13 protein-coding genes are annotated in these 13,770 nt (G+C 54.5%); 10 read left to right on the forward strand and 3 right to left on the reverse strand.

Annotation, left to right across the window (positions count from 1 at the left end; genetic code table 11):
• Positions 1 to 13 precede the first annotated feature (13 nt).
• The 6 genes from dnaB to ECL_RS01535 all read left to right on the forward strand — a co-directional run bounded on the left by dnaB (position 14) and on the right by ECL_RS01535 (position 5,658).
• Positions 14 to 1,426, forward strand: coding sequence for a replicative DNA helicase (gene dnaB / locus ECL_RS01510; RefSeq protein WP_013095063.1), 1,413 nt, complete (start codon positions 14 to 16; stop codon positions 1,424 to 1,426).
• A 16-nt stretch (positions 1,427 to 1,442) separates the two neighbouring features.
• Positions 1,443 to 2,522 carry an alanine racemase gene (gene alr, locus ECL_RS01515; RefSeq protein ID WP_013095064.1) on the forward strand — a complete coding sequence of 360 codons (1,080 nt, stop codon included), beginning with the start codon at positions 1,443 to 1,445 and terminating at the stop codon, positions 2,520 to 2,522.
• A 126-nt stretch (positions 2,523 to 2,648) separates the two neighbouring features.
• Positions 2,649 to 3,842, forward strand: coding sequence for an aromatic amino acid transaminase (gene tyrB, locus ECL_RS01520; RefSeq protein WP_013095065.1), 1,194 nt, complete (start codon positions 2,649 to 2,651; stop codon positions 3,840 to 3,842).
• Positions 3,843 to 4,059: 217 nt separating this feature from the next.
• Positions 4,060 to 4,773, forward strand: a complete 714-nt coding sequence (gene aphA, locus ECL_RS01525; RefSeq protein ID WP_013095066.1) for an acid phosphatase AphA — start codon at positions 4,060 to 4,062, stop codon at positions 4,771 to 4,773.
• A gap of 112 nt (positions 4,774 to 4,885) precedes the next feature.
• Positions 4,886 to 5,302, forward strand: coding sequence for a secondary thiamine-phosphate synthase enzyme YjbQ (locus ECL_RS01530; protein ID WP_013095067.1), 417 nt, complete (start codon positions 4,886 to 4,888; stop codon positions 5,300 to 5,302).
• A gap of 2 nt (positions 5,303 to 5,304) precedes the next feature.
• Positions 5,305 to 5,658 (forward strand): MmcQ/YjbR family DNA-binding protein, encoded by a 354-nt coding sequence (locus tag ECL_RS01535; RefSeq protein WP_013095068.1) that lies wholly within the window; start codon positions 5,305 to 5,307, stop codon positions 5,656 to 5,658.
• A gap of 3 nt (positions 5,659 to 5,661) precedes the next feature.
• Here the strand turns inward: ECL_RS01535 and uvrA are convergent, their stop codons facing one another.
• Entirely contained in the window at positions 5,662 to 8,484 is a 2,823-nt protein-coding gene (gene uvrA / locus ECL_RS01540) for an excinuclease ABC subunit UvrA (RefSeq protein ID WP_013095069.1), read from the reverse strand.
• Positions 8,485 to 8,735: 251 nt separating this feature from the next.
• Between uvrA and ssb1 the strand changes: the two genes are divergently transcribed.
• Positions 8,736 to 9,260 carry a single-stranded DNA-binding protein SSB1 gene (gene ssb1 / locus ECL_RS01545; protein ID WP_003860284.1) on the forward strand — a complete coding sequence of 175 codons (525 nt, stop codon included), beginning with the start codon at positions 8,736 to 8,738 and terminating at the stop codon, positions 9,258 to 9,260.
• Positions 9,261 to 9,322: 62 nt separating this feature from the next.
• On the opposite strand, the gene ECL_RS01550 is transcribed toward ssb1, so the two are convergent.
• Positions 9,323 to 9,604: a YjcB family protein gene (locus tag ECL_RS01550; protein WP_008503385.1), complete on the reverse strand. Its 282-nt coding sequence runs from the start codon at positions 9,602 to 9,604 to the stop codon at positions 9,323 to 9,325.
• Between the two features lie 659 nt (positions 9,605 to 10,263).
• On the opposite strand from ECL_RS01550, the gene ECL_RS01555 reads away from it, so the two are divergent.
• A complete protein-coding gene (locus ECL_RS01555; protein ID WP_023622182.1) occupies positions 10,264 to 11,829 on the forward strand; it encodes an EAL domain-containing protein in 1,566 nt (521 codons plus the stop codon).
• Positions 11,830 to 11,834: 5 nt separating this feature from the next.
• Here ECL_RS01555 and soxS read toward each other — a convergent pair whose 3' ends face one another.
• Positions 11,835 to 12,161, reverse strand: a complete 327-nt coding sequence (soxS, locus tag ECL_RS01560; RefSeq protein ID WP_013095071.1) for a superoxide response transcriptional regulator SoxS — start codon at positions 12,159 to 12,161, stop codon at positions 11,835 to 11,837.
• 97 nt (positions 12,162 to 12,258) lie between these two features.
• Between soxS and soxR the strand changes: the two genes are divergently transcribed.
• Together soxR and ECL_RS01570 are read left to right on the forward strand one after the other, a co-directional pair.
• Positions 12,259 to 12,717 (forward strand): redox-sensitive transcriptional activator SoxR, encoded by a 459-nt coding sequence (soxR, locus tag ECL_RS01565; protein WP_013095072.1) that lies wholly within the window; start codon positions 12,259 to 12,261, stop codon positions 12,715 to 12,717.
• Between the two features lie 312 nt (positions 12,718 to 13,029).
• Entirely contained in the window at positions 13,030 to 13,701 is a 672-nt protein-coding gene (locus ECL_RS01570; RefSeq protein ID WP_013095073.1) for a glutathione S-transferase family protein, read from the forward strand.
• The last annotated feature ends 69 nt before the right edge of the window (positions 13,702 to 13,770 follow it).

Below are 13,770 nucleotides of genomic sequence, written 5' to 3' on the forward strand. Positions count from 1 at the left end.
AACTCCATTCACTATGGCAGGAAACAAACCCTTCAACAAACAGACTGAACCTCGTGAGCGTGATTTTCAGGTCGCCGGGTTAAAAGTCCCGCCGCACTCGATTGAAGCGGAACAGTCGGTGTTGGGCGGTTTAATGCTGGATAACGAGCGCTGGGACGACGTCGCCGAGCGCGTCGTGTCCGACGATTTCTACACCCGCCCGCACCGCCACATCTTCACCGAAATGGCGCGCCTGCAGGAGTCCGGTAGCCCGATTGACCTGATTACGCTCGCGGAATCGCTGGAGCGGCAGGGGCAACTGGACAGCGTTGGCGGTTTTGCTTATTTAGCAGAACTGTCGAAAAACACGCCAAGTGCAGCGAACATTAGCGCTTATGCGGACATCGTTCGCGAACGCGCCGTTGTTCGTGAGATGATCTCGGTCGCGAATGAAATCGCCGAAGCGGGCTTTGATCCGCAGGGTCGCACCAGCGAAGACCTGCTCGATCTCGCGGAATCCCGCGTCTTTAAAATCGCTGAAAGTCGCGCCAATAAAGACGAAGGCCCGAAAAACATCGCCGATGTACTCGATGCCACCGTCGCCCGTATTGAACAGCTCTTCCAGCAGCCGCACGATGGCGTAACCGGAGTTAACACCGGCTATGACGATCTCAATAAGAAAACCGCAGGCCTGCAGCCGTCGGATTTGATTATCGTCGCCGCGCGTCCGTCGATGGGTAAAACCACCTTTGCGATGAACCTCGTCGAAAACGCGGCGATGTTGCAGGATAAACCGGTCTTAATCTTCAGTCTGGAGATGCCATCTGAGCAGATCATGATGCGTTCTCTGGCGTCGCTTTCTCGTGTGGATCAGACCCGTATCCGTACCGGTCAGCTCGACGATGAGGACTGGGCGCGTATCTCCGGCACCATGGGGATCCTGCTTGAAAAACGTAACATCTATATCGATGACTCCTCCGGCCTGACGCCGACAGAAGTGCGCTCCCGTGCGCGCCGTATCGCCCGCGAGCATGGCGGTATTGGCCTTATCATGATCGACTACCTTCAGCTGATGCGCGTGCCGTCGCTCTCCGATAACCGTACGCTGGAGATTGCGGAAATTTCCCGCTCGCTCAAGGCATTAGCCAAAGAGCTGCATGTGCCTGTCGTGGCGCTCTCGCAGCTTAACCGCTCCCTGGAACAACGTGCCGACAAACGCCCGGTCAACTCCGACCTGCGTGAATCCGGCTCCATCGAGCAGGATGCCGACTTAATCATGTTCATCTACCGTGATGAGGTTTATCACGAGAACAGCGACCTGAAAGGGATCGCCGAAATTATTATCGGTAAACAACGTAACGGCCCTATCGGTACGGTGCGTCTGACCTTTAACGGACAGTGGTCGCGTTTCGACAACTATGCCGGTCCTCAATATGATGATGAGTAATTTCTAAGGAAATCAAATGCAAGCGGCAACTGTTGTGATTAACCGCCGCGCTCTGCGACACAACCTGCAACGTCTGCGTGAACTGGCTCCCGCCAGTAAACTTGTTGCAGTCGTGAAAGCGAACGCTTACGGACACGGTCTTCTTGAGACCGCGCGAACGCTCCCCGATGCCGACGCCTTTGGCGTTGCCCGTCTTGAAGAAGCCCTCCGCCTGCGCGCGGGGGGGATCACCCAACCGATTTTGCTGCTCGAAGGCTTTTTTGAGGCTGCAGACCTGCCGACTATTGCAGACCAGCATTTGCACACGGCGGTACACAACGAAGAACAGCTTTCCGCTCTCGAAACCGCTGAGCTGAGCGAGCCAGTCACCGTCTGGATGAAGCTCGATACGGGCATGCACCGTCTGGGCGTACGTCCAGAACACGCGCAGGCGTTTTATCAGCGTCTGTGCCAGTGCAAAAATGTCCGCCAGCCGGTAAATATTGTCAGCCATTTTGCCCGGGCTGATGAGCCTGACTGCGGCGCTACTGAACAACAACTCGACATCTTTAACACCTTCTGCGAAGGCAAGCCGGGGATGCGCTCTATCGCGGCCTCCGGTGGCATTCTTCTGTGGCCGCAGTCGCACTTCGACTGGGCGCGTCCGGGGATTATTCTTTACGGCGTATCGCCGCTGGAGAACAGACCCTGGGGGCCGGACTTTGGCTTCCAGCCGGTGATGTCCCTGGTGTCTAAGCTGATTGCGGTGCGTGAGCACAAGGCGGGGGAACCGGTGGGTTACGGCGGCACCTGGACCAGCGCGCGTGACACCCGGCTGGGTGTGGTGGCGATGGGGTATGGCGACGGTTATCCACGTGCTGCGCCGTCCGGTACGCCGGTTCTGGTCAATGGCCGCGAAGTGAAGATTGTCGGTCGCGTGGCGATGGACATGATTTGCGTAGATCTTGGCCCCGATGCCCAGGATAAAGCGGGCGACGATGTGGTGATGTGGGGTGACGGTTTGCCCGTCGAACGCATCGCGGAAATCACGAAAGTGAGTGCTTACGAACTTATAACGCGCCTGACATCAAGGGTGGCGATGAAGTACATCGATTAAACTACTGTGAATGCCGGGGGGGCAGCGTTGCCTGACCCGGCATGGAACAGGTTAAACGCTCGATCTTCTGTCATATCCGGTTTATTGTTGAATTCCCTGCCTCATCGAATTCCGGAGAACCATCGCGTGTTTCAGAAAGTTGACGCCTACGCCGGCGACCCCATTCTCTCCTTAATGGAGCGTTTCAAAGAAGATCCTCGCAGCGACAAAGTGAATCTCAGCATTGGTCTGTATTACAACGAGGACGGCATTATTCCTCAGTTGAAAGCCGTTGCTGAAGCGGAAGCGCGTCTTAACGCCGCCCCGCACGGTGCTTCTCTTTATCTGCCGATGGAAGGGCTCAATACTTACCGTAACGCCATCGCGCCGCTGCTGTTTGGTGCCGATCACGCGGTGCTCGCACAAAAACGTGTTGCAACCATCCAGACCCTGGGCGGTTCAGGTGCGCTTAAAGTGGGTGCGGACTTCCTGAAAAAATACTTCCCGGATTCAGGGGTATGGGTCAGCGATCCCACCTGGGAAAACCACGTGGCGATTTTTGAGGGTGCTGGCTTTAAGGTGGCGACCTATCCATGGTTCGACAGTGAAACCAACGGCGTGCGCGTTGACGCGCTGCTGGAAAAACTAAATACCCTGCCAGAGCGCAGCATAGTGCTGCTGCACCCGTGCTGCCACAACCCGACCGGGGCAGATCTCACCAACACCCAGTGGGATGCGGTGATTGAGGTGCTGAAAGCGCGCAACCTGATCCCCTTCCTCGACATCGCCTATCAGGGCTTTGGCGCAGGGATGGAAGAAGATGCCTATGCCATCCGTGCCGTGGCCAGCGCTGGTCTGCCTGTTCTGGTCAGCAACTCGTTTTCAAAAATCTTCTCCCTGTACGGCGAGCGCGTGGGTGGCCTCTCTGTGGTGTGCGAAGACGCCGAAGCGGCAGGTCGCGTACTGGGGCAACTGAAGGCGACCGTGCGCCGCATCTACTCCAGCCCGCCAAACTTTGGCGCGCAAGTGGTGGCGACCGTGCTGGGAGACGAACAGCTAAAAGCCAGCTGGCTTGCAGAAGTGGTATCCATGCGTAAGCGTATTCTGTCGATGCGTCAGGAGTTGGTTAACGTGCTGAAAGAGGCCGTACCGGGGCATAACTTCGACTATCTGCTTAAACAGCGCGGGATGTTTAGCTACACCGGGCTGAGCGCCGCACAGGTTGAACGTCTGCGCGAAGAGTTCGGCGTCTACCTGATTGCCAGCGGACGTATGTGCGTGGCGGGTCTGAATGCCAGCAACGTTCATCGCGTGGCGCAGGCATTTGCTGCAGTAATGTAAGTACTTACTCACAATCCCTCTCCCCTTGGGAGAGGGCCGGGATGAGGGCATCAGGCCGCACAAACAGGTTGCCCGGCATTCTGTGATCTTCTTCTTTTTATCCAACCTCATAAGCAAAAACTCCTTCCCTTCATCTCCCGCTGGGGTTATGGTCGGATAGATTTTTGACCAGTCGCTCAAATTAAAACGATAACAAACTGAATATTCAGGGGAAAATATGCGCAAGATCACACTGGCGCTCAGCGCCGCCTGCTTATTGTTCTCGCTTAACAGTACGGTCGTCGCGCGCGCTTCCGCACCGACGCCGCTTTACACCGGCACTACCGCCGCTATTCTGGCTGAACAAGCCCCCATTCACTGGGTCTCTGTAGCCCAGATTGAAAACAGCCTGATGGGCCGCCCGCCAATGGCTGTGGGCTTTGATATTGACGATACCGTCCTCTTCTCCAGCCCCGGGTTCTGGCGCGGTAAAAAAACATACTCACCGGACAGCGAAGCGTATCTGAAAAACCCGGAATTCTGGGAAAAGATGAACAACGGCTGGGACGAATTCAGCATCCCGAAAGAGGTGGCCCGCGCGCTTATCGCCATGCATGTAAAACGCGGCGACAGCATCTACTTCGTTACCGGACGCAGTCAGACCAAAACGGAAACCGTCTCTAAAACCCTGCAGGATGATTTCCTGATCCCGGCGGCCAGCATGAACCCGGTGATTTTTGCGGGTGACAAACCGGGACAAAACACCAAAACCCAGTGGCTGGAGCAGAAACATATCAAAGTCTTCTACGGTGATTCAGACAACGATATCAGCGCCGCGCGTGATGTGGGAGCCAGAGGGATCAGGGTGTTACGCGCCTCAAACTCGACCTATCGCCCGCTGCCAATGGCCGGGAAGTTTGGCGAAGAGGTTATTGTGAACTCAGAGTATTAAACCGTTGGCGGCGAGTTTGGCTCTTTTTTAATCAAATCTCGTCGCTGCGGGTTTTACCTTTCGTCTTCTTGCTGCACACTTAGAAAGATTCACTTTCATAACGGAGCAGCACATGTGGTACCAACAAACCCTGACCTTAAGCGCTAAACCTCGCGGATTTCACCTGGTGACGGATGAAGTTATCGGGCAGATCCGCGATCTGTCGCGCGTCAAAACGGGTTTGCTGCATCTGCTGCTTCAGCACACGTCGGCCTCTCTCACGCTTAATGAAAATTGCGATCCCACCGTCCGGTCTGATATGGAGCGGCATTTTCTGAAAACCGTTCCGGACAACGCCTCCTACGAGCATGACTATGAGGGGGCGGACGACATGCCTTCGCATATCAAATCTTCTCTGCTGGGCGTATCACTAATGCTGCCGGTACACAACGGGCGGCTTCTGCTGGGAACATGGCAAGGGATCTGGCTGGGAGAACATCGCATTCACGGTGGTTCGCGTAAAATTATCGCAACGCTACAAGGGGAATAAAGATGACAATTTCGGAGCTACTGCAGTACTGCATGAGTAAGCCAGGCGCGGAGCAGAGCGTTCACAGCGACTGGAAAGCCACGCAGATTAAAGTGGGAGATGTGTTGTTTGCGATGGTGAAAGAGGTGGAAGGCCGCCCGGCGGCGTCGCTTAAAACCAGCCCGGAGCTGGCGGAGCTATTACGTCAGCAGCACGACGATGTCCGGCCGAGCAAACATCTGAACAAAGCGCACTGGAGTACGGTCTATCTCGACGGTTCACTCCCGGGGTCGCAGATTTACTACCTTGTGGACGCGTCTTATCAGCAGGCGGTTGAGCTGCTGCCGGAAGCGACCCGACAGCAACTCTCCGTGTGACAATTACAGCAACGGTTTAAGGAAGCGCGCGGTGTGCGAGGCTTCGCACTCTGCAACGGTCTCTGGCGTACCGGAGACGAGGATTTCACCGCCGCCGCTGCCGCCTTCCGGGCCGAGATCGACAATCCAGTCCGCGGTTTTAATCACGTCCAGGTTGTGCTCAATGACCACAATAGTGTTGCCCTGATCGCGAAGCTGATGCAGAACGTCGAGCAATTGCTGGATATCCGCAAAGTGCAGACCGGTGGTCGGCTCATCGAGAATGTACAGCGTTTGCCCGGTACCGCGTTTGGACAACTCACGCGCCAGCTTCACGCGCTGCGCTTCACCTCCAGAGAGCGTGGTCGCTGACTGCCCCAGACGAATGTAGGTCAGGCCTACGTCCATCAGCGTCTGCAGCTTACGCGCCAGCGCAGGCACGGCATCAAAGAACTCGCGCGCCTCTTCGATGGTCATATCCAGCACTTCGTGGATGGTCTTGCCTTTGTACTTAATCTCCAGCGTTTCACGGTTATAGCGTTTGCCTTTGCACTGGTCGCACGGCACGTAGATATCCGGCAGGAAGTGCATCTCAACCTTGATCACGCCGTCGCCCTGACAGGCTTCACAGCGGCCGCCGCGAACGTTAAAGCTGAAACGTCCTGGCGTGTAGCCGCGCGAACGCGCTTCCGGTACACCGGCGAAGAGTTCACGGACGGGCGTGAAGACGCCGGTATAGGTCGCCGGGTTGGAACGCGGCGTACGGCCAATCGGGCTTTGGTCGATGTCGATAACTTTATCGAAATGTTCCAGCCCCTGAATGTCGCGGTACGGTGCAGGTTCGGCCAGCGTCGCGCCGTTCAGCGCCGTCTGCGCAATCGGGAACAGCGTATCGTTGATCAGCGTCGACTTACCGGAACCGGATACGCCGGTGATACAGGTAAACAGCCCGACGGGCAGCGTCAGCGTCACGTCTTTCAGGTTGTTGCCGCGAGCGCCGGTGAGCTTCAGCACTTTTTCCGGGTTCGCCGCCACGCGCTGTTTCGGCACCTCAATTTTGCGCTTGCCGCTCATGTACTGGCCGGTTAACGACTCTGGCACCGCCATGATGTCTTTCAGGGTGCCTTCCGCGACCACCTGGCCGCCGTGCACGCCTGCGCCCGGGCCGATGTCGATCACATGGTCGGCAGCACGGATCGCATCTTCGTCGTGCTCGACCACAATCACCGTGTTGCCGAGGTTACGCAGATGAATAAGCGTTCCGAGCAGACGCTCGTTGTCGCGCTGGTGCAGGCCGATGGACGGTTCGTCCAGGACATACATGACGCCCACCAGGCCCGCGCCAATCTGGCTGGCCAGACGGATACGCTGGGCTTCACCGCCGGACAGCGTCTCTGCGGAGCGGGAAAGCGTCAGGTAGTTCAGGCCGACGTTCACCAGGAATTTCAGACGGTCGCCGATCTCTTTCAGCACTTTTTCGGCAATCTTCGCCCGCTGGCCGGAGAGCTTCAGGTTGTTGAAGAAGTCCATTGCGTGACCGATGCTCATGTCTGAGATGGTCGGCAACGCCGTGTTTTCGACAAACACGTGGCGCGCTTCGCGACGCAGACGCGTGCCCTCACAGGTGGCGCAGGAGCGGTTGCTGATGAACTTCGCCAGCTCCTCGCGCACCGCGCTGGATTCGGTCTCTTTGTAGCGGCGCTCCATGTTGTGCAGCACCCCTTCGAACGGGTGGCGACGCACGGAGGTATCGCCGCGATCGTTCATGTATTTGAACTCGATGTTCTCTTTACCGGAACCGAACAGGATCACTTTGTGCACGTTCGGGCTCAGGCTGGCCCACGGCGCTTCCACGTCGAACTTGTAGTGCTCTGCCAGCGATTTAAGCATCTGGAAGTAGTAAAAGTTACGCTTATCCCAGCCACGGATCGCACCGCCAGCCAGCGACAGTTCAGGATTCTGGATCACGCGGTCCGGGTCAAAATACTGCTGTACGCCCAGGCCGTCACACGTCGGGCAGGCTCCCGCCGGGTTGTTAAAGGAGAACAGACGTGGCTCCAGCTCACGCATGCTGTAGCCGCAAATCGGGCAGGCAAAGTTGGCGGAGAAGAGCAGTTCTTCCGCGTTCGGGTCGTCCATATCGGAGACCACCGCCGTACCGCCAGAGAGTTCCAGCGCAGTTTCAAAGGATTCCGCCAGACGGGTCGCCAGATCGTCACGCACTTTAAAGCGGTCAATCACCACTTCGATGGTGTGTTTTTTCTGCAGCTCCAGCTTCGGGGGATCGGACAGGTCACACACCTCGCCGTCGATACGGGCGCGGATATACCCCTGGCTTGCCAGGTTTTCCAGCGTTTTGGTGTGCTCGCCCTTACGCTCTTTAATGATTGGGGCAAGCAGCATCAGGCGTTTGCCTTCTGGCTGCGACAGCACGTTATCCACCATCTGGCTCACGGTCTGCGCCGCCAGCGGCACGTCGTGATCCGGGCAGCGCGGCTCTCCTACGCGGGCATACAGCAGACGCAGGTAGTCATGAATTTCGGTAATGGTACCGACCGTTGAACGCGGGTTGTGGGAGGTGGACTTCTGCTCAATAGAGATAGCAGGCGAAAGCCCCTCGATATGGTCTACATCCGGTTTTTCCATCAATGACAGGAACTGGCGCGCATACGCAGAGAGTGATTCAACGTAACGGCGCTGTCCTTCGGCATACAGGGTGTCGAAAGCCAGTGAGGATTTGCCAGACCCCGAAAGCCCGGTCACGACGATGAGTTTGTCGCGAGGGATTATGAGGTTGATATTCTTGAGATTGTGGGTGCGGGCGCCCCGAACTTCGATCTTATCCATTCACCTTTCCCGGTTGGAACACGGATTGCCTGGTTTGTTTGAAGGACAAACGGCTGTCAGAAACGGCTAATTATGACACAATTTAACCTGTTTGAATATACAGTATTGGAATGCATTTTCTGATTAGCTGTGTAACAATGTCGAGTTCGCGAGAGATTTCTGAACCCGCCACGCAACTATGCAAATTGACGCGTGGAAATGGTACACTCGCGCGTTTACACTATTAAGAAACGTATTCAGGAGACACGAACATGGCCAGCAGAGGCGTAAACAAGGTGATTCTCGTCGGTAATCTGGGCCAGGACCCGGAAGTACGCTACATGCCGAGTGGTGGCGCAGTTGCCAACATTACGCTGGCTACTTCCGAATCCTGGCGTGACAAAGCGACCGGTGAGATGAAAGAGCAGACCGAATGGCACCGCGTTGTGCTATTTGGCAAACTGGCAGAAGTGGCCGGTGAGTATCTGCGTAAAGGCTCTCAGGTTTATATTGAAGGCCAACTGCGTACCCGCAAATGGACCGATCAATCCGGTCAGGAAAAATACACCACTGAAGTGGTGGTAAACGTTGGTGGCACCATGCAGATGCTGGGTGGCCGTCAGGGCGGCGGCGCACCAGCAGGTGGTGGCCAGCAGCAGGGCGGTTGGGGCCAGCCTCAGCAGCCACAGGGCGGCAACCAGTTCAGCGGCGGCGCGCAGTCTCGCCCGCAGCAGCAGTCCGCACCGGCACCGTCTAACGAACCGCCAATGGACTTCGACGACGATATTCCGTTCTGATTCACGGATATGCAAAATAAAAAAACCCAGACATCGGTCTGGGTTTTTTATTCAGTCAGGTATCAGGTAATTACCATCGGCCAGTCTGGTGGCGTATGGCTCATTGCCTCAACCATCACTACTTTAATATTTTCCCAGACGGCGGCAATATCCAGCAGGGTGATACCAAGCAGACCCGTTGCAAACCAGCAAGCCGCGCCCAGTCCTAACAGCGTACTGATGACCGCAAGACCCGCGTAGTCAGATTTACGAAACTGAATGTTCAGCGTGCTGGCTAAAAACATCAGTACCGCACTCAACAAAGGCCAGCGCAGGAGAACCATGCTGGTCGTAATGGTTGCCATAAAACCCATCCTCTCCAAAACAGACGAACTGAATGAAACAGTGCTTCTCGTTACATGATATGTGTGAACTATATCACATTTGTTGATTTATTCGCCAGTGCCTATGCGAGCAGATTGGGGATTTTATTACGCTGAAAAAGAGAGGCGGCAGGATGGGGTTGCCTTCGACATCGGCGGATGCGAACCCACCACGTGCCGGGAGCAACCTCCTTCGAACGAGCGGAGGAGGGCAACGGCGTTCCCAGCGATGCCTTTTTATAAGTGAAGCGTTATTCTCTGCTGATCCTGGAAATAATGTGGTAATAGCCGAACGTTTATAAAACATTGATCAAATTACATCCGCGCAAATAGTATAAAACGTCATGTTGATGTTGTACTTTTTTCATGCTGCCAGAAGTTTGGCTTAATCAACGATCCTCTGTTGCGTTATCTTCAATCCCCCCGTTCAGGCTGGATAAATATTTCCCTTAATAGAAACGGAACGAATACTTTTAGTTTAGCTTACGGGCAAATATTATCGTCATAACGAAATTTAAGATTTTTAATACTAAAAGTCAGTTGCTAACTTCGCATGATTCATGCAACGTAATCACCTGTTTATCAAAGCATCCGGCCTTCATTACTACAGGCGTACAACATGCAGGGATATAGGGCGGGAAATGAATCGTAGCGCGCGGCGCAAGATGCTCAGAGTGGTAGGGATCATCATGGTAGTTATGCTGCCGGTGATGCTTGCGCTATGGTTTGCCCAGCTAAGAGCGGTGTCGGAAACAAGCGCGCAGTTACGCACATTTGCTGAACTGGCTTTAGACAAAACTGAACTGGTTATTGAACAGGTTGATCTGGCCCGGGCCGAAGCGGAAAAATATCAGGGTAAAGTTTGTACGCCGTCACATCGGCAATATATGTTGAACGTGGTTCGCGGCCGTCTGTTCATCGCTGATTTAATTTATGCCGAAGGCCAGAATTTTCGTTGCTCATCCATTTTTACCCCGGATCGGCCCTACGCGATCTCCCCCGCTAATTACATCCGTAAACCCGATATCGCTATCTATTATTACCGTGATACGCCATTTTTCACTGGCTATAAAATGACATATATGCAGCGCGGGAATTATGTCGTGGTGGTTAATCCGCTCTCGTACAGTGAAGTGATGTCCACCGATCACTCTCTCTCATGGGGCGTGTACGATACGGTAACGAATGCCTTCTTTTCCGTCAGTCAGAAAGCCAACGTTTCTTTATTAAACTCGATGATTCGGGATAAGGACGTGGTATTTCAAAAAGATGACCGTTTTTATACGGTGGTAAAATCGGATAAACGTCCGATTGCCGCCATCGTTTCAACGTCGAATAAACGCTTCTATGAAACGCTCTACCATCAGGCGACGTTGACGCTGCCGCTGGGAATGATCTGTAGCATCATTATTTTGCTGGTCTGGTCGCGCACCCACCGTGAGCTGAACTCCCCAGGACGATTGCTGCATCGGGCGCTGAATAAACGTCAGCTTTGTGTCCATTATCAGCCAATCATCGATATCAAGAATAATCAGTGCGTGGGGGCAGAGGCGTTGTTACGCTGGCCTGGTTTTAACGGGCCTGTCATGAGCCCGGCGGAATTCATCCCGCTGGCGGAAAAAGAGGGGATGAGTGAACGCATCACGGATTATGTTGTAGAAGAGGTCTTCAGCGATCTGGGCCATTTCCTGGCCGCGCATCCTGACCTCTATATTTCGATCAACCTGTCGGCGACGGATTTTCACTCTTCGCGGCTGATCGCCATGATATCCGACAAAGCGCGGCACTATGCCGTGCGTGCGCAGCAGATCAAAATCGAAGTGACGGAGCGCGGATTTATTGATGTGCCGAAAACTACGCCGGTTATCCAGGCTTTTCGTCAGGCGGGTTATGAAGTGGCAATCGACGATTTTGGTACAGGTTACTCGAACCTGCATAATCTCTACTCGCTGAATGTCGATATTCTGAAAATCGACAAATCCTTTATCGACACCCTAACCACCAACAGCACCAGCCATCTTATCGCCGAGCATATTATCGAGATGGCGCAGAGCCTGCGGCTCAAAACCATTGCGGAAGGGGTAGAAACTGCCGAGCAGGTAAGCTGGTTGTTGAAGCGCGGCGTACAGTTCTGTCAGGGATGGCACTTCGCGAAAGCGATGCCGCCCCAGGAGTTTATGACCTGGCAGCAGCAACCTTTGCACTGATAACCTTAATTCAACTGGTGACGGTAATCGCTTGGCGTGCGGTCAAACTCGCGGCGAAACACGCGGGAAAAGGTTTGTTGCGACACATACCCCAGATCCATCGCGATATCAAAAATAGGCCGCTGCGTAGAGCGTAACGCCTGCGCTGCCAGCAGTAACCTGCGCTGACGAATGTACTCACCCAGCGTCTGGTGCATTACGGTCCGGAACATTCTCTGTAAATACCATTTCGAATAGCCCGACTTTTTCGCGACCACATCAATGTTCAACGGTTGGTCGATATGTTCATCAATCCATTCAATAAGTGTCTGAATAATTTGCTGATGCGACATAAGGTTGCCCTCTGTAGATACAACTTTCCTGGTTGATTCGTCGTTTTCTCTGTGGGGGAGTATAATTCCTCAAGTTAACTTGAGGTAAAGAGGTTTTATGGAAAAGAGATTGCCGAGAATAAAAGCGCTTTTGACCCCGGGTGAAGTGGCTAAGCGAAGCGGTGTGGCAGTATCGGCGCTCCACTTCTATGAAAGTAAAGGGTTAATCAAAAGCATCCGTAACGCCGGAAACCAGCGGCGCTACACCCGTGACGTGCTTCGCTACGTGGCGATTATTAAAATTGCGCAACGAATCGGAATTCCCCTGGCCACCATCGGTGAAGCGTTCGGCGTGTTACCGGAAGGCCACACGCTGAGCCCGAAAGAGTGGAAAGAGCTGTCATCCCAGTGGCGTGAGGAGCTGGACCGGCGTATTCATACGCTGGTGGCGCTGCGTGACGAACTGGACGGGTGCATCGGTTGCGGCTGTTTGTCGCGCAGCGATTGCCCGTTACGCAACCCCGGTGACAAACTGGGCGAACAGGGGACGGGGGCGCGGCTGCTGGAAGAAGATTGAGATCTGTTTGCCGGGTGGCGGCTGCGCCATCCAGCAAAAAGCATAATAAAGAACTAAAGCGCCACATAAGGGCGCTTTAGTTTTTTCCGGTCTTTGTCTTTCTCTCTATCCCGCTGGCTCACGGGAGGGTTTCCCCCGACATCAGCACCCCTCATGTCGAGCTGGTTGAGGAGGTTCCGGTTTGTGCTGACACTTTAATTCTATGTAAGGGCCGCGTTTTCGCCAGTCACCGGGGCCGCTTTTTTGGCGAATATTTTTCGCGGTGTTGTTCAATTTTCTATAGTTAAAAAGTATGAATAACAGGAGACCTCTATGCTCACGGTACATCACCTTAACCAGTCGCGCTCACACCGCGTGATCTGGGCTCTGGAAGAACTTTCTCTGCCCTATGAGATTGTTCACTACCAGCGCGAAAAAACGATGCTGGCTCCCGAGTCCCTTAAACGCGTGCATCCGTTGGGCAAGTCTCCGGTCATTGAAGACAACGGACTGATCCTTGCTGAATCCGGTGCCATTCTGGAGTATCTGCAGGAAACCTACGACGCAGAATCGCAGCTTAAGCCGCTGGATCCTGCCCATAAGGTGCAATACCGCTTCTGGCTACACTATGCAGAAGGTTCTCTTATGCCGCTGCTGTTAATGAAGCTGGTATTTAGCAGCCTCGGTAAACCGCCCGTGCCGTTTGGAATACGCACGCTGGGGAAAGCGCTGGGTCAGGGCGTGCAAAAGGCCTATCTCAATCCCCAGCTCGAAACCCACGCGCGTTTTATTGAATCTCACCTGGCTGAAAATAGCTGGTTTGCCGGAGAGACTCTCAGCATGGCCGATATTCAGATGAGTTTCCCGATTTTTGCCCTGCTGGCACGCGGCGGTGTCGAGGATCTTCCGCACACCCATGCCTGGAAGAAAAAGGTCGAAAATCGTCCTGCCTGGCAGAGAACCCTGGAACAAGGTGGGCCGTTAACGATCCCTGGCGAGGCGTAATTTGTAACCCCATTGCGCATAAACGATAACGTTTGCGCATCCTCTGCTTATTTCTTCATCGTCATAAGG

The organism is Enterobacter cloacae subsp. cloacae ATCC 13047, assembly GCF_000025565.1.
Classification (GTDB): Bacteria; Pseudomonadota; Gammaproteobacteria; order Enterobacterales; family Enterobacteriaceae; genus Enterobacter; species Enterobacter cloacae.

What these genes read in the sequence shown, in the direction of transcription:
- dnaB (WP_013095063.1), top strand. Translation starts at nt 14, where the DNA reads ATGGCAGGAAACAAACCCTTCAACAAACAGACTGAACCTCGTGAGCGT.
- alr (WP_013095064.1), top strand. Translation starts at nt 1,443, where the DNA reads ATGCAAGCGGCAACTGTTGTGATTAACCGCCGCGCTCTGCGACACAAC.
- aphA (WP_013095066.1), top strand. Translation starts at nt 4,060, where the DNA reads ATGCGCAAGATCACACTGGCGCTCAGCGCCGCCTGCTTATTGTTCTCG.
- ECL_RS01530 (WP_013095067.1), top strand. Translation starts at nt 4,886, where the DNA reads ATGTGGTACCAACAAACCCTGACCTTAAGCGCTAAACCTCGCGGATTT.
- ECL_RS01535 (WP_013095068.1), top strand. Translation starts at nt 5,305, where the DNA reads ATGACAATTTCGGAGCTACTGCAGTACTGCATGAGTAAGCCAGGCGCG.
- uvrA (WP_013095069.1), bottom strand. Translation starts at nt 8,484, where the DNA reads ATGGATAAGATCGAAGTTCGGGGCGCCCGCACCCACAATCTCAAGAAT.
- ssb1 (WP_003860284.1), top strand. Translation starts at nt 8,736, where the DNA reads ATGGCCAGCAGAGGCGTAAACAAGGTGATTCTCGTCGGTAATCTGGGC.
- ECL_RS01550 (WP_008503385.1), bottom strand. Translation starts at nt 9,604, where the DNA reads ATGGCAACCATTACGACCAGCATGGTTCTCCTGCGCTGGCCTTTGTTG.
- ECL_RS01555 (WP_023622182.1), top strand. Translation starts at nt 10,264, where the DNA reads ATGAATCGTAGCGCGCGGCGCAAGATGCTCAGAGTGGTAGGGATCATC.
- soxS (WP_013095071.1), bottom strand. Translation starts at nt 12,161, where the DNA reads ATGTCGCATCAGCAAATTATTCAGACACTTATTGAATGGATTGATGAA.
- soxR (WP_013095072.1), top strand. Translation starts at nt 12,259, where the DNA reads ATGGAAAAGAGATTGCCGAGAATAAAAGCGCTTTTGACCCCGGGTGAA.
- ECL_RS01570 (WP_013095073.1), top strand. Translation starts at nt 13,030, where the DNA reads ATGCTCACGGTACATCACCTTAACCAGTCGCGCTCACACCGCGTGATC.